This is a genomic window from Paenibacillus sp. FW101-FHT12H11 (assembly GCF_058790355.1).
Genome location: NZ_JBYTCO010000003.1, coordinates 572,992 through 590,164, shown reverse-complemented (window position 1 = coordinate 590,164; position 17,173 = coordinate 572,992). Strand labels below are relative to the sequence as shown.

At 45.1% G+C, this 17,173-nt stretch carries 12 protein-coding genes; 1 reads left to right on the top strand and 11 read right to left on the bottom strand.

The annotated features are described in order from the left end of the window. Positions 1–55: 55 nt before the first annotated feature. The 9 genes from AC3WTJ_RS12740 to AC3WTJ_RS12700 all read right to left on the bottom strand — a co-directional run bounded on the left by AC3WTJ_RS12740 (position 56) and on the right by AC3WTJ_RS12700 (position 12,242). Positions 56–1,630, bottom strand: coding sequence for an extracellular solute-binding protein (locus AC3WTJ_RS12740; RefSeq protein ID WP_492522053.1), 1,575 nt, complete (start codon positions 1,628–1,630; stop codon positions 56–58). Positions 1,631–1,681: 51 nt separating this feature from the next. After that, complete coding sequence (locus AC3WTJ_RS12735; RefSeq protein ID WP_157324439.1) at positions 1,682–2,512, bottom strand: carbohydrate ABC transporter permease; 831 nt, start codon at positions 2,510–2,512, stop codon at positions 1,682–1,684. Positions 2,513–2,568: 56 nt separating this feature from the next. Next, complete coding sequence (locus AC3WTJ_RS12730) at positions 2,569–3,519, bottom strand: ABC transporter permease (protein WP_309491778.1); 951 nt, start codon at positions 3,517–3,519, stop codon at positions 2,569–2,571. A 172-nt stretch (positions 3,520–3,691) separates the two neighbouring features. Next, positions 3,692–5,215, bottom strand: coding sequence for a sulfatase family protein (locus AC3WTJ_RS12725; RefSeq protein WP_492522052.1), 1,524 nt, complete (start codon positions 5,213–5,215; stop codon positions 3,692–3,694). A gap of 27 nt (positions 5,216–5,242) precedes the next feature. Then, positions 5,243–6,142 (bottom strand): carbohydrate ABC transporter permease, encoded by a 900-nt coding sequence (locus AC3WTJ_RS12720; protein ID WP_492522051.1) that lies wholly within the window; start codon positions 6,140–6,142, stop codon positions 5,243–5,245. Between the two features lie 12 nt (positions 6,143–6,154). Continuing rightward, positions 6,155–7,102 carry an ABC transporter permease gene (locus tag AC3WTJ_RS12715; protein WP_492522050.1) on the bottom strand — a complete coding sequence of 316 codons (948 nt, stop codon included), beginning with the start codon at positions 7,100–7,102 and terminating at the stop codon, positions 6,155–6,157. Between the two features lie 87 nt (positions 7,103–7,189). Continuing rightward, the gene (locus tag AC3WTJ_RS12710; RefSeq protein ID WP_492522049.1) at positions 7,190–8,782 is read right to left on the bottom strand and encodes an extracellular solute-binding protein; all 1,593 of its coding nucleotides are present in this window, start codon (positions 8,780–8,782) and stop codon (positions 7,190–7,192) included. A gap of 114 nt (positions 8,783–8,896) precedes the next feature. Beyond that, on the bottom strand, positions 8,897–10,504 hold the full coding sequence (locus AC3WTJ_RS12705; protein WP_492522048.1) for a response regulator transcription factor: 1,608 nt from the start codon (positions 10,502–10,504) through the stop codon (positions 8,897–8,899). After that, positions 10,479–12,242 (bottom strand): sensor histidine kinase, encoded by a 1,764-nt coding sequence (locus AC3WTJ_RS12700; protein ID WP_492522047.1) that lies wholly within the window; start codon positions 12,240–12,242, stop codon positions 10,479–10,481. The genes AC3WTJ_RS12705 and AC3WTJ_RS12700 overlap by 26 nt, the downstream gene beginning before the upstream one ends. A gap of 214 nt (positions 12,243–12,456) precedes the next feature. Here AC3WTJ_RS12700 and AC3WTJ_RS12695 point away from each other — a divergent pair, with 214 nt between their 5' ends. Continuing rightward, positions 12,457–13,800, top strand: a complete 1,344-nt coding sequence (locus tag AC3WTJ_RS12695; RefSeq protein WP_492522046.1) for an S-layer homology domain-containing protein — start codon at positions 12,457–12,459, stop codon at positions 13,798–13,800. Between the two features lie 35 nt (positions 13,801–13,835). Here the strand turns inward: AC3WTJ_RS12695 and AC3WTJ_RS12690 are convergent, their stop codons facing one another. Both AC3WTJ_RS12690 and AC3WTJ_RS12685 read right to left on the bottom strand, forming a co-directional pair. Further along, a complete protein-coding gene (locus AC3WTJ_RS12690) occupies positions 13,836–14,693 on the bottom strand; it encodes a serine/threonine-protein kinase (protein ID WP_492522045.1) in 858 nt (285 codons plus the stop codon). A 177-nt stretch (positions 14,694–14,870) separates the two neighbouring features. Further along, entirely contained in the window at positions 14,871–17,081 is a 2,211-nt protein-coding gene (locus tag AC3WTJ_RS12685; RefSeq protein ID WP_492522044.1) for a helix-turn-helix transcriptional regulator, read from the bottom strand. Between the last annotated feature and the right edge of the window lie 92 nt (positions 17,082–17,173).

The following is a 17,173-nucleotide window of genomic DNA, read 5'->3' as shown; positions in this document are numbered from 1 at the left end:
AGCTTCATCATGTCCATAGGCTTTTACTTCTTATATGTCAAACTCTATTTGATAACTACTTTTTATTCGCTTGCATGTCCTTGTATAATTTTACATTTTCATCCATGACAGCTTGCCCGCCTGCTGCCATATATTCGGCAACTAATTTGTCATACAAAGCATCGAATTCTCCCGGCTTACAAACAATAAGTTTGTCTGTCATCGTTTTGTTCAGATCCCCAAGTGTTTTGCCAAACTTAATATTGGACTCATTCGGCGTCTCATAATAGTAACCTGTATACGTATCTGTCGTATTGATTTTGTACGATTGCTCAGCAACAGCTTCGTATCCCGGAGCGGAAGCAGCTAAAGCCTTAATATTCTTCTGTTGATCGCCAAGCTCCACACCATTCACTACCAGCGTATAATCAAGATTTAGGTAACTCGTTTGCATATTATCACCCGTCTGCGTAATCACTTGCGGCATATCATTCACCATCTTGTGGTTAACTCCCTCCTGGCCGTATTGCAGGAAGAATAAGACTTTAGGGTCGGACATCCAGTTCAAATACTTGACTGCCAGCTCCGCATTTTTACTGCTCTTCGGTATAAAAACATTCACGCCATTTTCATTGTACGCAATTTTCTTATATTTCCCTTCATAGTTTTTGAAGGTATCAATTGGAACAAAGTTTGCAGTAGGCACATTTGTCTTTAGTGGCTCACTAATATTTTGTCTTAGCGGATAATCCCAGTTGGCACTGAAGAATCCAACTTTCCCATTCGTAACATCCGCATCAGCTTGTTTGGCAGTTTTGTCTAGAGCAAAATCAGGGCTGATTAATTTTTCGTTATAAAGCTTATTCAGGAACTTTAATGCATCCTTATTCCCGGGTTTTAGCCATCCTGGCATCGTGACGAATTCTTCCTCCGACTGTTTCCCCCAGAAAGATTCGGTTAAATTACCAAAGCCATAGTTCATACCGGTTGCTGCCAATCCCCATGGAATAACGCCATTCACGCCACCCGGATTTTTATCTCTGAAAGCAATTAACGTGTTATATAATTCATCTCTAGTCGTAGGTACCGGCATGCCCAATTTATCCAGCCAATCTTTTCTAATGAACATACCGCCCCAAGCCAGGGAAGTCCTTTTCGCAGGTATCGCCATCTGTTTCCCATTATATTGTCCATAATGAAGAACCGTTTTGCCCAAGTAATTCGTTAACTCCTTACCACTCTTAGCCAATAGCTCATCCAAGGGTTGAATCCCATTAATTTTGGCGTATCTGGATACAGTTGCACCGTCATACGTAAAGGATATATCAGGCGCCTCGCCTGAAGCCATCAATACATTGAGCTTATCGATTTCCTGCGATCTAGGCACTGGTACAAATTTCACAATCGCATTGTTCGCTTTGCCGAAATTATCATTGATATACCGTGTCCAGGTATTATTGTTCAAATCGGGCTGTCCTTGAATCCCTCTGTCAAAAACTTCAACCGTGAGTGTAACCGGCGCCCCTGAAGCAGTTGGAGCTGCCGTTGAAGCTGATTGGCCCGCTTTCGTTTGATCGCTGCCACATGCAGCCAGCGCGCTGGTGACCAGCGTTAAAACGGGTACTAAAGCTAACATTTTTTTAATTTTCATTGTAACCTCACCCTTTATCCATTTTGTTTTTTGATAATTCCTAGCCCTTTATCAACCCTTAATTGCCCCTGTCATGACACCTTCAACAAAGTACTTTTGAAGTTTAGGATAAACAATTAAGATAGGAACCGTTGCAAACATGACACTCGCAGCTTTCAATGATTCAGGAACAATAAAAGCGCCAACACTGCCTTCGCCTTGCTGAGTATCTAACTGCTGATTGGCAGTTATGATCTGGTACAATTTTAACTGCATCGGGTACAAGTTCTTGTCTGTTATATAAAAGAGTGCATCTTGGAAACCATTCCATCGGTCAACCGCATAAAATAGGCTTAAAGTTGCGATCGAAGGCATCGAGAGAGGAAGAATAATTCGAAACAGGATGCCCAGTTCATTGCATCCATCAATAGATGCCGACTCTTCCAAGCTTTCTGGAAGCGATGCAAAAAACGTTTTGAGGATGATCAGATTGAATACGCTCATAGCGCCAGGTAAAATCAAGCTCCACATCGAATTCATCAAATCCAGATTTTTCACCAAAATATAGCTAGGAATGAGACCTCCACTGAAGTACATCGTAATCACTAAAATGGTTAATACAAAGTCTCTTCCCTTCAATCTTTTCTTTGTAAGCGGATACGCAGCACAGATAGTTAAAAACATACAGATGATTGTATACAAAATGGTCAAGACAATCGTATAACCAAGCGTATAAATCATGTCAACATCACTTAAAATTGTTTTATAAGTTTCAAGCGTGAATTCTACCGGCCACAGGGAAACTTTCTGAGAAATGATGGCATTATTCGAGCTAAGAGAAAGCGCAATCATATATAAAAATGGAACAAGACACGTTATGGCTACACCTATAATGAATAACATAATAACTATATCTACTACATTTATTTTTTGCTTTTTAATCAATTAACTCACACTCCCTACCATATTCCCTGCTCACCGATTTTTTTGGCAATAAAATTTGCTGTTACTAAAAATATCAAACCTACGACGGATTGAAATAACCCAACGGCTGTTGCTTGCGAGAAATCCCCAGACCCGATCCCTATGCGATACACATAAGTACTGATCACATCGGAGTATTCACTAACAAGGGAATTCCCCATTACAAACGGGCGATCGAATCCAATCGAGATCATTCTGCCAATTTGCAAAATAAGCAAGATAATAATGGTCGGCTTAATTCCTGGCAGTGTAATATGCCAAATCTTACGAAGCCTGCTGCACCCATCAATATCGGAAGCCTCGTATAGTTCCTTATTGATTCCGATAATGGCGGCTAGATAGATGATTGTCCCCCATCCAACACTGTGCCATACTCCAACAGCGACATACATGATCAGCCAATTCATTTTCTGAGACAGAAACTCAATGCTGCCCAATCCAAGGCTAGACAAGACGCTATTTGCCATGCCGCCCGTAGAAAACATCAAGTATACCATACCTCCGATAATGACCCAAGATAAGAAATGAGGTAAATACAGAATCGTTTGGGTTATTTTTTTAAATCTGACAAACCGGAGTTCATTCAACAAAATGGCTAATAGGATGGGTGCAGGGAACCCTGCGATTAAATCCAGAAAGTTCAAAACAAGGGTATTGGTAAGCGCACGGTAGAAACTGTTCTGTTCAAAAATGAATTTGAAAACATCCAGCCCAACCCACTCACTCCCGCTAATGCCCTGGAAAATATTATAGTCCTGGAAAGCCATCAATACACCGTAAATGGGAGCATATTTAAAAATGAGGATATACGCCATTGGCAGCAATAAGAGTAAATATAAGAGAGAATCTCTTTTTATGCTGCGTAGGAAACTGTTTTTCTTTTTTACGGTTACGTTCTCTCTGTAGTCTCCTAAAACCGCTTTCACTTTCATCATCCCTCTTTCCTTTCCAAATCGTATTCGGATATCTCTTGTAATCATTATACGTTCATCAGTTTTTATTAAAATGTAATTTATTAAATGAATTTGGTAATAATTTTATTTTTAAAAAAATACAAAAAAACGGAACTCCCATGGAGTCCCGGTGATATAACTCTATTTACGCATACTTTTCCTTCATGAATTGCATAGATAAATGGACGGTTGTATTCAAAGGCAGCGGATCTTCCTTCTCCATCATCCATAGGAGCAGCTTACGTTCAAGTTCAATACGCACTTCTGCGCATGCTGAATCGTGATTCCGATTTACGAGTTCGTTAGGATCATTTCGCAAATCATACAATTCGCTTTCACCGTTTGCATAGAGGCACAATTTCCAGTCAGAGGTTCGAATGGCTTTGCCTTTGCCGAGCCAAGCGTCACGGTAAGCACACCATACAAAATACCGCTCATCAAATGGGTGCTCGGGTCGAAGCACAATATCCGACTCTCTTGGCGGCTCACCATGCTCCCCGCTTTCCATCACAATAAACGATCGTGGCTTGTACGTGGAATCGCCTAGCAGATAAGGAGCCAAGCTTCTTCCCTGGCAGCCGTGCGGAATTGGTGCCCCTGCCAATTCGAGCAAGGTCGGCATGACATCTACAAGTTCTACAGGATGGGAAGTTCTTCTAGAGCCTTCATACCCGGGAACCGACATGACAAAAGGAACGTGCGTAAATGAATCATAGAAAAAGTTATGTTTCTGAATGACGCCATGCGCACCCATCGAATCGCCATGATCGGAAAGGAACAGGATCACGGTGTTGTCAGAGAGATGCAGCTCATCCAGCTTCGCGAATATTTTAGCCAACGTATCGTCAATAAAACGAATCATGCCGTAATGAATAGCGCGAATTTTCCGTATGAGCGCCTCATCCGCCGTATCCATCGCATCCATCAGATGAGCTACTCGTACCCGCTCCGGCTTCCCTTGAAGTGTATCCACCGGAGGCATTGGCACGTCAGCCGGATCAATCATACTGGCATACGGTTCAGGCACTTGATACGGCGTGTGCGGATCGGGGAATGACAGCCAGGTAAAAAACGGCTTATCTGTACTTCGCACCCGCTCCAAATAATCCAGCATCGTCTCTCCAAGCAAATAGGTGCCGCATTTCTCCAGCGGAGCTGGATTAACGCCATGCCCTAGCGGAGAACTCCAGCAATGCTTGACCGCCCATTGGTGTGCGGCTAGCACTTCCGGGTCTTCGCGATAACCGTCGACGAGATGCCCGTGATCTCCGAGTCTGACATAATCGAACACGTTTGCAAGTGTGCTGGTGTGCTCCGGTATCCCGCCAGGATAATACGATTCCTTCTCGTCCTTCATGAAGGCATGGTTTTTGCCAATCAAGGATGTCTGGTAGCCATGCGCTTTTAATACTTGCGGTAATGTCGTTTCTGCTGGGTTGATCAACATATGATTCGCATGCAAATTTAACGTTGAACAATACCTGCCTGTCATCATGGACGAACGAGAAGGCGAGCAGGCTGGATAGTTACAGAACGCTTGTTCAAAGACGACACCCCGCTGCGCAAGGCTCTCCAATGCCGGTGTATGCAAAGCGGTATTGCCATATAGGCTTAGCGTCTCCGCTGTTTGTTGATCCGTTTGAATCAACAGAATATTAGGTTGTGCCATGTGATGTCCCCTTTTCCGCTTATGTTGTCACCCTTTGATAGAACCGATCATGACGCCCTGCACAAAATATTTCTGTACAAAAGGGTACAGCGCCAATACCGGTAAACTTGAAATAATAATGACGGAATATTTAATGCTTTCTGCCATCATGACCCGCTCGGTCATCCCCGCTCCCTCCAGCCCCATGTTTTCGGACTGATTCAGAATTAAAATTTCACGCAGGATGAGCTGCAAAGGGAACAATTCTCGATCTTTCAAGTAGATCATAGCGTTAAAATACGCATTCCAATGGCCTACGCCGTAAAATAACACCATGACGGCCAAGATCGGCGTCGACAACGGAATGACGATCGTCAACAGCAGACGAAAATTAGAGGCGCCGTCAATCCATGCGGATTCCTGCAGCTCGTAGGGAATGCCGTTTTGAAAAAAAGTCCGCATTACGATGAGATTATACGTAGATATCGCGCCGGGCAAAATCATCGCCCATACGGTATTAATCATTCCCATCGATTTGATTAATAGATAAGTTGGGATCAGACCGCCGCTAAAAAACATCGTAATCGTGATGAGCACCATGATGAAGGTACGGCCCGGCAAATCACGCTGTGAAAGCGGATAGGCAGCCAGCACCGTGAGGATGATATTAACGAGTGTGCCCGCTAGTGTGTACAGGAGTGTGTTCCCGTAGCCTTGCCAAATGGCATCGTTCTCAAACACATGTTTGTAAGGTTCCAAGGTGAACCCTTGCGGCAGCAGCCACACTTTGCCTTCAATGACATGAACAGGATCGCTGAACGACGCGCTGACTACGAACAAAAGCGGGTACAGGACAAGGATCAGCACAATCCCGGCGATGATATAAATAAAAGTATCAAAGAGCTTATCGTCTTTCGACCGTATTCCTCTCGACTCATAGGCTGTCATCTTGGTCGCCTCCTACCATAAGCTAGAATCTGTTTTTTTACGCGCCCAGCTGTTTACAAGGATGAGCAGAATAAAATCAATCACGGAATTAAACAATCCTGCCGCTGCCGTATAGCTGAACTGGCCTTGCTGAATACCGTTTTTATACACAAATGTGGCTAGAATTTCGCCTTTGCTGGCATTAACCGGATTCTGCATCAGCAATACTTTCTCAAATCCGATGTCCATCAAATGCCCCACCTGCAGAATAAACATGATGACAATGGTTGGCAGCATGCCTGGCAATGAAATGTGCAAAAGTCTCTGAAACCGGCTGGCACCATCCATTTTCGCAGCTTCATATTGCGTGGGATCTATGGCCGTCAAGGCGGCTAAATAGATAATGGAACTCCAGCCCATGTGCTGCCAGATGTCAGAGGAAACGAACACCGTCTGGAACCATTCGGCTTTACGCATGAAAGGAACCGGGTCAACGCCGAGAAGACCCAGCAATTGATTCACTTTACCTGTGTCAGGATCAAGAAACACGTTTAACATGCCGACGATGACAACCAAAGACAGAAAATGCGGGATGTAGGTTACGTTTTGCAGCCATTTTTTCATCCGTTTGCCGTTAATCTCATAGATGAGCAGAGCTAACAGGATCGGAACCGGGAAGCCAACTAACAGGGAATATAAGCTTAGTGACAGCGTATTCCATAATAGTTCCCAGAAATAGGACGATTCGAAAAACCGCTCGAAGTGGCGGAATCCAGCCCATGGACTCGCCATAATGCCTCGTGTTGCCGAGAAATCCTTGAAGGCAATTTGAATCCCGTACATCGGCACGTATTTGAAAATGATGTACCAAATGAGCGGAATAGCCAACATGATATAGAACTCGTATTTGGTTAAAATGCGTTTCCACAGCCTTCGACGCTGAGTAGGCTGCAGAGCCTGCGGAATAATGGTTGTGTTCATCTAAGTTCCCCCATCGCTGGTGCATCGTCGGACCGTCTGCGTTCGGATAGGGTCCCGATCCGAGAAGCACGATATTTTTCGCGATCCCTATTTGCTCATCGCATCGAAGGCGGCTTGATAAGCTTGCTCCAGCTCATCGACCTTCATCTTTTTCAACGTGGCGGTGTATTCATTCCATTTGTCAAAGCTGGTTTCGCCCAAAATAAATTTGATAGCGGACTCCTGCACATATTTATCGAGGTCGGCTTTAATGGGCACGATTTTTTCGGTGGCTTCTTTGCTGAATATCGGTGCGCCGTACATGACTTTGGACGTAAATGCTTCAGAAGCAGCTGATACTTCTTTCGTTTTCTCACTCAGCACGATATCGTCAACGATGATGGTTGGAAAACCGCCGCCTGGTACGAGATTGACTTGCCCCAGTGCCGCCATCATACCGCGTGGGTCGTTTTTGATGCTGTCAGCCAGCACCGGTTTACCATTTTGCATGGAATAAGATTGGCCTTCCACCCCATAGTTGAAGAAACGGCTGCCTTCCTCACTGAAGAAATAGTCGACCCAGCGAATAGCCGCTTCCGGATTTTTGTTAATCCTTGTGATCGCGAAAGTGCCGATTGGCGATGCCAACGGGCTTCCTGTGCTTAGCAGTTGGTCTCCATGCGGCCCTTTGATCGGGGCCATTCCGCTGAATTGATTTTCAACCTTTGTGAATGGGTCGGAGGCATAGATGAAAAACATCCCGTACAGCGCCTGCGACAAGTTACTCCGCCATTTCGGAAGATCGGCAGCAAAAAAATCAGGATAGAGTAATTTTTCTGTATACAACTTGTTCAGGAACTGCAAAAGCTCCTTGTATCGGTCGTCAGCCATCCATAACTTCACTTTATTGCCATCAATATTGGCGTTGGTACCGAGCTGATGGTCCAAACCAAAGGAACCGGCAAACGTCGTAAAGATCATTCCTGGATCACGTAAGCCAAGTGGAATTTCATCCTTTTTGCCATTGCCATTAGGGTCTTGATCGCGGAATGCACGCAGAACAGTAAACAGTTCATCCACATTGGTCGGCGCTTTCATGTTCAGCTTTTGCAGCCACTCCTGATTAATCCACACTTTATCTCCCCGTCCAGCAGCCTGAAGCCGGATGACAGGAAGTGAGTAGATATGGCCGTCTGTGGCCGTGATCGACTTTTTGGCATCCGGGTATTGTTCGAATAGCTTCTTTAGATTTGGTGCGTACTTATCGATCATTCCCTCCAGAGGAATCAACATTTGCTCCTGCATGCCGTATTTGGAGATGTCGGTATTGCTTAAGTTCGCTCGCAGGAAAACATCCGGCAGTTCGTTGGAAGCGAATAGCAGATTCCTTTTCTCATCGCATCCTTGCGTTGGTGTTTCCTCGTAGTTCATCTTAATCCCGCTTTTTTTCTCGTACTCCTTAAGTACAAGCACATCTTTCCAAGCAGCCTGATTCGGGTCTTTGCAGCCGAAAACTCGCATGGAAACTTCCGATTTGACGATCGGGAAGCCTGTGGGATTTAACACCGAGCCGACAGCTTGTTCATCCTTTCCTTTTGATTGCTCCGTGGCGGTTTTGTCTGCCGATGTGCATCCGCTGAGCAATACAAGAAGTGCTGTCGCCCCGACGCAAAGATTTGTTAACGGTTTCATTTTAGCCATAGTCATTCAACCCCCTATATGTTTATGTGTTGCTTCAACTTTGAATTTATTATAGGTTGTTATGAGAAACTGTGGCGTACGACATATTTATAATAAACGTCAAATGTTTGTCATTTACTTGTTATGCTTATTGGCATAGACATGAGGCGTTTCCCCCATATGTTCTTTGAACAACTTAATAAAATAACTGTAATTGTTAAATCCGACCTGCTGATAAATGTCCTTAATGGAAGAGGTCCCCGTACGAATCAATTGAGCGCTTCGATCAATGCGGTAGGCCGTCATGTATTCGGTAAACGTGTTCCCAGTTTCTTCCTTAAACAGTCTGCTTAGGTAAGATGGCGTGATGCGCAGCTGCTCAGCCGTTTCCTCCAATGTAATCCCTGTGCTGTATAGTTGCTGAATGACCCTAACCGCTTGCCCGACATATCTCGAGTAATGAGCTGTGGTATTGTGCACACGGAGCTCCTCAATTAGCCTCACATACAATGCTATCAGAGTTTGTTCAAACGCTTGTGCACTTTGTGGAACGGGCAATCCGACCTTCATTTCTTGAAAAATCCACTCCGCGTCAATGCCTGCCTTTTGGGCAATTTTCACGGCGAGTTGAAACAGCTCCGCACTGGTGCTGGCCACCCTTTGCGGCAGGGCATGCCCGCTTGCAGCACATGCGGATGCGATGTCACGAATAATTCGCGAGGTTGCCTCTGCATCACAGGCTTCAGCAGCGGCTAAGAGCTCCTTCTCCTGGTTCAAGGTAACGAACGACGCCTGGCCCCCGCCACTCTTTTCCACATGGGGTTTATAACCTTGCAACTTATCCATCTGGTTTCGCAATTCAGCGTAATAATTCGATATCGAAGTGAGCCGTTCAAACATCGGAGAACGAACAATAAGACCTGCCACATTAAAATAAAGCTCAAGCGATTTATCCAAGCGCGATTTTTTGGCTTCAATGCGCTGCTGCATCGCGTATTCGCTTCGTTCGTTCTCAAGTGAAAACAGCACGCCAAACGTGCCTTTTTCCAAATAGACGGCACAACCCGAATCTCCGACAATTTGCATCGCCATATCGGTAATTGAGCGCATATAAAGCGTAAACTCCTGTTCATTCATGCGTAAAGAAAGCGAATCGACGTGCATCAGCTTCATCAGGAACAGGACATGGAGCTGGTCGGCCCGTCCATAAGGCATGTCCTGAAAATGCTCAACATAGTGGCATCTTTCTTCTATGGTGCCAGCGCCAATCAGCAGTTCTTTGAGATAACTCTGACTGACAGCAGGACTGGCCGATTCCCATTTCAGCCTCTCCCTATCGCGGGCTGTTTGTTTCGCCAGTTCCTCGCGAACCTTCTCTTTTACGATACTCAGAACCGGAATAAGCGTCGAAGGCGACAGCGAATGCTTCAGCAAGTAGTCCATGGCCCCGTAATGCAACGAGCCTCGAACGTAATCATACGAATCATAGCTGCTGAGCGCAATAATGCGAACTTGTGGATAAAGCTCTGCGATTTGCCGGACAAGCTCAACCCCTCCCATGCCAGGCATGTTCATATCCACAATTGCCAAATGCGGCTTGATCATGGCAATAAGCTGAAGCCCCTCATTCCCGTCGCATGCCTCACCGCAAAATGTAAACCCGAAATGTTCCCAATGTATAAGTGAACGTAAATGATTACGCACTAGTAACTCGTCGTCAACCGAGATAACTTTGAGCAGCATGTTCCCTTCTCCTTCTTTCTTGAGGTATCGTCAATTCAACGGTTGTGAAGATATCCTTCTGACTGTAGATTTGCAGACCATACGGTTCGCCATAGGCAAGCTTCAGTCGTTCGCTTATGTTGCTTAGACCGATGCCGCCTGATTGTGAGAACCCACTCGTGTCATTCCCTTGGTCGAATAGCTGCTCTAGCTTTCCACTAGGAATACCTACGCCATCGTCGGTCACAATGAGTTTGAGTCTGGCGGATCCATCGCTGTAAATCCGAATGGAAACGGTGCCTTCCCGATCCGTTGTGCCAAGTCCATGATTCATCGCATTTTCCACAATCGGCTGCACGATAAGCTTAGGAATCAGACAGTCGAGCACCTCATCTTCTGCTTTGACAACAACCGCTATGCGATCCAAAAACTTGTACCGTTGAATGCGCACATACCGGTTTACTTGTTCAAGCTCCTCACGAACCGTAATCATTTCCCGCTTCGGATCAATGGCGTAGCGCATAAGCTCAATCAAGGAACCGGAGATATCTTCGATATTTGAAGCGTGCTGAATGCGGGCCAAGTACTTGATTGTATTCAGCGTATTATACAGAAAATGAGGTTTAATTTGCGCTTGAAGCGCTTTGTATTCGGCTTCGCGCTTTTCCTTTTCCTGAATCCTGACTTTCTTAAGCAATTCTTGGAGGTGATCCATCATCGAGACAAACATTTCGCTCAGTTGTCCGATTTCATCATCGTTATGGATGCGCGGTCTCGCCTTCATATGGCCTTCGCGAACAAGCTTCATGGCGCTGTGCAGTCGTTTAATATTTTTCGTCATTTGCTTGGAGAGAAAGATGGATACCATTAGCACAACCGCCAGAACAACGGCCGTCATGGTCAAGATTTGGCTGCCGATCCCCTTCACCTCGCTCAATAGTACAGAAAGAGGCACCATCGTAATCGTGGTCCAGCCCGTATAGGTTGATCGCGTGGACACGGCCAAATAAGAGCGGTTGTCCATCTGAAGTTTGCTGCTTTTCGATGTGCCAGGCTGAACAGCGGATGCCAGAGCTAACATTTGCTGATCTTCCAGTCTGCTGCCGATACGTTCGCTTCTTGAATCGTAAAGAATACTGCCGTTTTCATCGACTACAGCAACAAGGGTTCCGGCTAAAGGTTCGATCTCATAAACCTGCCTAATCAGGTTCAGATCAAAATCGATGATGCATAAACCGATCAAACTGCCGTTAGACAGCACAGGACGCACCAGCATGATCTTGCCATTGCCTGATGGATCAAAAATAAGATGTCTGCGATTCTCGCGAATCAACGGATCTTGCCAAAGCGAAGCAATAAACTCAGAATTACCTGCACGGTAACCTGTATAAAAGACAACATCGCCTTGCCCGACAACGGTGATTTGGCGCACATAATTTTTGAATGCAGCCATTGACGCTAGAAAATCTTCCACCACTTTCTTCTGCTGAAACCACTCCAGCGAGGGCGCCTCAGCATGGCTGAGCAAACTTTGATGGATTAAATCGCGTATGACAATCGATTTTGCAATATTGTCCGTTTCTTCCACCATGGATTGAAGATTGGTGTTAGCTCCCTGAATTCTGTCTGAAATATAGGTCGTTGCATTCCTTTCAATCACTCTCGCGGAGCTATAGTACGAGCTGTATGCGATTACAAGAATAGAGAAAAGGATGGTTAAGCCAAAAGCTGTGAACATTTTGCCTTGTATGGTTTTCATTCTCAAGGGGTTTTCCTTCCTCTCGGTGTTACTCAGGCTTTGGCAGCGTAATAAGCCTAACTTTTTAGTTATATAGTTAACTTCTTCTACTTCTTTCACATTGTACCTCTTTTCATTCTGTAAATCTGCCTTTTTTATTGACACCTATTATCTTAACTGATATAGTGCAATAAAACATAGTATTCCTATAAGAATTAAAACGGAGGTCTTTTACATGCCAATCAAATTATTGAAGTCCCGCAAGCCCTTGCAAACAGCGCTTTTAACAGCTGTCCTCCTAGCCTCAGTAAGCCCATTAAGTAACGCTGCTGCGGCGAGTGATTCTGCCGTCTCTTACAAACAGTTTTTGAATGATAAGTATGCTATCACCTTCTCTGACTCCTTATCCAAAGGTGATTTCGTAATCGCAGTGAACAACATTTTAAAAGGGGAAGCGAAAGATCAAACGAATGTATTTACAGATTTGCAAAAAGACAGCCCCTATTACAATGCAGCACTTGCCTTACATGAAAAAGGTATTCTTTCCGAAGGCAAGCTGCAGGGGGATCAACCGCTTACCCAATTACAGGCCACTTTCATAGCGTTAAAAGCCTCCGGCTTGCAGGAACTCGCCTATACATATCCCAAAGATAAAATCAAAGCCGCACTGGCCAAAGTACATATTGACTACGATCAAAACAATCAACTAACGCTTCAAGCTGCCCAAGAGCTGGCCGCAGCGATTGATACAGGTCTAGTATCTTCTGAATTTGTAGCGGATACGGCTGCCAGCCAAAGCTTCGCCAACGACTTGCTTGGTAAGATCCTTACGTTTAACGGACAATACAAACATTATCTTGGAACAACTACCGATGACGATATCTTCCGCAAAATTAACGATGCCTGGCATACGGAGGATCTTATATCATCCGCAGATTTACGTTCTGTTTTCGATGAAGCTTTGAAAAAAAATCTCATTACCGGATACAACTTGAAGGATTCCCGTTTCGATGCCAATTTTGATCCTAAGCAATCACTCACCTATGGCCATTCGGACATCAAACATGCGATTCAATTGATTGGGTTGCTGCGCAGCGAGAACATTCAGGCGAAAGTACAGTTAGAGCCCAAAACGTCCGCTTTCATCTATTTAAAAGAGTGGGGCGAGCCGACACAAACTGAGGATTATCAAGTTGTCCAAATTGAAAACGGCAATTTCATCGCCTATGCCAAGGAGTACGACATTGAGTTCGAATTCGACAACGCTGAGCAAAAGAACAAATTCCAGCAGGTCATTCTCCAATATGCGAAAAAGAACAGCAATGACCAAACAGGACTTATTTATTCTTCCTGGTGGCAGCCGCTCTACTATTCTTTATCCGAATTGAAAGACTATAAGGTGATTGCCAACAATAAAGTCAGCAAAGGCCATTATTATGCGCAGTCCTTCTCCCTCAGCGATAAATCGGAAGAAGTTGTTGCTGGTCTCAAGAAAATTAACTCCGGCTTGAACGTCGATTCCTATAAGTTCTGGGTGGACGAACCTTTTTATAACTATTTGCTAGGCGACTTTAAATAAAAAAACAGTTGGTCGGGATTCCGACCAACTGTTTTTTATTTAACTGCCGAATCCCATGCCAATTTGAATGCCGACACACTTTCATACCTATCTTCTCTGCTTGCTTCAACAGCCTTCAAAGCGATCTGATAGAGCTCTTCTCCTGCTTCCCAAAGTTCAAACGAGCGATCACGCTCTCCTCCTAGCAAAGCAAACGCCGTTGCTCCCATGTTAAATACATTGGTACAACCGTCAATTTCAGCACCGAGCGTAAACTCTTCAGGTGACATGAATCGAGAAGATCCCCATAATCTCCCCATCGTGTTGAAATAAGGTTTTCTTTGATAAAGATCGATATCACAGATTTTCGTCTCATGCTTGGAGAAATTGTACAGCAAGCTCCCGTCATAAAAATCAATGGCAACAAAGCTATTTTTCTCGATATAGGCATGGAAGCTAAAAATTCGCTCCAACGCATCTAACCTTTGTGCCACGGATAAGTTCTTGAATCTATAAAAAGATGACCGGGGATCGTTATATTTCGCCGGGGGCGGAAAAGACCAATGCGGGTGAAGAGTTTCCCCTTCAAACCACTCGAACACAGCCGCGTATCCCGAACCAACTTCAAAATGATCAACGAGTTTAATAAGAGAAGGGTGACTTAACTCAAGATAAAGCGGTATGGCACTTTTCAATTGATGGATGGCGTCTTGCGGGTCACCGGAAAATGTTATAGCTTTCGCACCGGCATATTTGACGAACAATTTTTCACCATTTTTCTCAACACCAAAGCTTATATTCCCAGAGTCCTGCTGATCGAACACCTGAAATACACGACCTAAACTCGCAAGCCAGCCAAAATCGTGTTCCTCTTGCAATTTGAAGATAACGTCGTCTATTTGTACTTCAATCATTGAATGCCTCCTCGGTATTCCTGATTCTTCTATATCAATATATCCGATATGTCAGCTCACCACTAGATGAACATGGAGCACTCTACCAGGGCCTGCCCCCGCACGCCACCCCTACTGAAAGGGAACTGTGGTCCGCTATTTCAGGGAAGAACGCCTTTCTGGCTGCCCAAGCGATACTTACTGATGCACTTTCCTGTAATCGCCAGGCGTAGTACCAATCATTTTCTTAAAAGCCCGAATGAAGGACATCTGGTGTACATAGCCGACCCGCTCCGATATCTCTTGAATCGGCAGGTTCGTGCCACGCAGCAGCTCCTTCGCATGCTCCATCCGAACTTGGCAGACGTACACGACGAATTTCTCGCCGAAGTCTTCTTTGAACAATGTGCTCAAGCTGGAAGCATTCATATGGAACTGATCGCTTAGGCTGGACAGGGACAAATCGGGATTGCTGAAATTTTCCTCGATATACGCCTTCACTTTCTGAACGACGCCATGATTCCCTTTGCTCTCGCGGATCGCTTCTATTTTTCTGGCGCAGGAAGTCAGTGTCTTCGAATAGAAAAACTCCAGCTCCTCCAACGTTTCGAGCGCATCCATATTTTCATCCCAAGGCGTCCGAAACTCGCGATTCCACAGCTCTTGATAGTCCGGAGGCAGCTCCATCATTTCCCGGTAAAAATAATAGTTCATATAGCTCAGAATACCGCTAATTTCTTCCCTCGGCAGCATGAGTCTGCGCAGCCCTTCAAACAGGAGCCGCAACTGCTCCTCCCAGCCGTCATTGCCTACGCGGAACGCTTGAGCGATCGTGCGTACATATTGCAAATACACGTAAAGATCGTCGTGCGATAAAAGCTCAATCTCCCAATGTCCGATCACGCGATTGCTGCCAAGCGCTGATTTATAGTCAAGAGCCCTTGCAGCCGCCTCATAGGACTGAACGATGGCATTTGCTTCCGGCACGGTGTTCCCTAAACCGAAGGTTACGGTTAAATTCAAGTTATCCTGCATCCACTTGCGCGCCTGCTCGGATACTTCCAGCATAAGCGATTCCGCAGGCTGCTGCTGCTCTTCAAAAAAGATGATGCACAGCCGATGGTTCGTAATCCATTCCTGCCAAATGCAAAGACCTTTCGCTTCCGCTGTCTCTTCCACGACTTTTTTTAAAATATACTTGAAAAGACCCTGATCCCTCCGGGAATGTTGGCTTAGAAAATCGATATACTTATCGATCTCCCCAATGCTGACCGACGCGCTGCCGAAGGAAGCAATGCCCATCTGGCGAAGCTCCGCTTCCCATTCCGCCCGGTCAATCGGGTTGCTTCCCTCCACAAGCTCCTTAAACAACATAAGCTGTCTATATTTTTCATTTACCTTGGACTGTGTCTCGTACTCCTCACTTACCTCGATCATATTGCTCAGCGTGTAATCGATATAACTAAGCTCATCGCCCGACAGGCCTTGAATGGGATTATGCTTGTGCACTTGATTATATTTCTGGATGCGCGACATGATCGTTTCAATGGGTTTGTAGTTTTGGCGCGTTATGTATACAACCCAGCCGATACCAATCAGCAGGCCAAGGAATCCGATGATGAACCAACCGCTTGTCATATAAAAATAAATGTTGCCAAGCCCTTCCGTCTTGAAGCTGTTGGAATACGTCCAACCGGTGTATCCCGACACAAGCGTCGTATCGCCCGCTTTGGCCTCAAGACCGGCTGCTCCGAACAGTTGATGGCCTTCGTTATCGGTAACTGCGATTTTGTTCACTTCCGAATTCCCGTATTTCTCCAAAAATTCTTGAATCGCCGACATCTTAATATTCACGACAAGCAGTGCAATCCCTTTGCTATGGATGGGCACGCCGCTGCTGATGGAGATAACTCTTTCTTCCGGATTGCCATTCTGAATGGTGCGGAAGATGCGTGGAGTGCTCCACTGTACTTTTTGCACATTAGCTAAGTTACTTTCTATGTAAGCGCTATCTCCGAACTGATCCATTTTTAATATCGTTTTATCGCTAACAATCGTTCCATCGCCTGATCTGTAAATATAAACGGAATCAATCCACGCATTCGATGTTGTCATGCTTTGAAGCAGCTGAGAGAGCTCAATAATAAACGAAGAATCGCTTTCCATCCCGGCAAAAGTCGTGAGCTTCACATTCCTCGTGATCGTCTCCAGCATCATAATTTCAATAGATCTCAGCGACATATCGATGCTGTTTTGAATATTTTGAACATAGACTTGGCTTGATTTCATCGCTTCTTTTCTGGAAAGATCATTCAACTGCACAATCCCGATAAAAACAAATAAGCAAACAATCAGGATGAATACCGGCAAATAGGAAAGAAGCAAGCGATGAAACCAATTTCTTCTCATGATGAAATTCTCTCCTTATCACGATTAGTACAACTATCTTATCATACAGCCCCGATGTGTAGGCAATATACATAATTTCGCTCCGTAAACAC

Coding starts and splice junctions, on each gene's coding strand:
- AC3WTJ_RS12725 (WP_492522052.1), bottom strand. CDS start 5,215: ATGGCACAACCTAATATTCTGTTGATTCAAACGGATCAACAAACAGCG.
- AC3WTJ_RS12685 (WP_492522044.1), bottom strand. CDS start 17,081: ATGAGAAGAAATTGGTTTCATCGCTTGCTTCTTTCCTATTTGCCGGTA.
- AC3WTJ_RS12740 (WP_492522053.1), bottom strand. CDS start 1,630: ATGAAAATTAAAAAAATGTTAGCTTTAGTACCCGTTTTAACGCTGGTC.
- AC3WTJ_RS12715 (WP_492522050.1), bottom strand. CDS start 7,102: ATGAACACAACCATTATTCCGCAGGCTCTGCAGCCTACTCAGCGTCGA.
- AC3WTJ_RS12695 (WP_492522046.1), top strand. CDS start 12,457: ATGCCAATCAAATTATTGAAGTCCCGCAAGCCCTTGCAAACAGCGCTT.
- AC3WTJ_RS12720 (WP_492522051.1), bottom strand. CDS start 6,142: ATGACAGCCTATGAGTCGAGAGGAATACGGTCGAAAGACGATAAGCTC.
- AC3WTJ_RS12705 (WP_492522048.1), bottom strand. CDS start 10,504: ATGCTGCTCAAAGTTATCTCGGTTGACGACGAGTTACTAGTGCGTAAT.
- AC3WTJ_RS12710 (WP_492522049.1), bottom strand. CDS start 8,782: ATGGCTAAAATGAAACCGTTAACAAATCTTTGCGTCGGGGCGACAGCA.
- AC3WTJ_RS12690 (WP_492522045.1), bottom strand. CDS start 14,693: ATGATTGAAGTACAAATAGACGACGTTATCTTCAAATTGCAAGAGGAA.
- AC3WTJ_RS12700 (WP_492522047.1), bottom strand. CDS start 12,242: ATGAAAACCATACAAGGCAAAATGTTCACAGCTTTTGGCTTAACCATC.
- AC3WTJ_RS12735 (WP_157324439.1), bottom strand. CDS start 2,512: ATGTTATTCATTATAGGTGTAGCCATAACGTGTCTTGTTCCATTTTTA.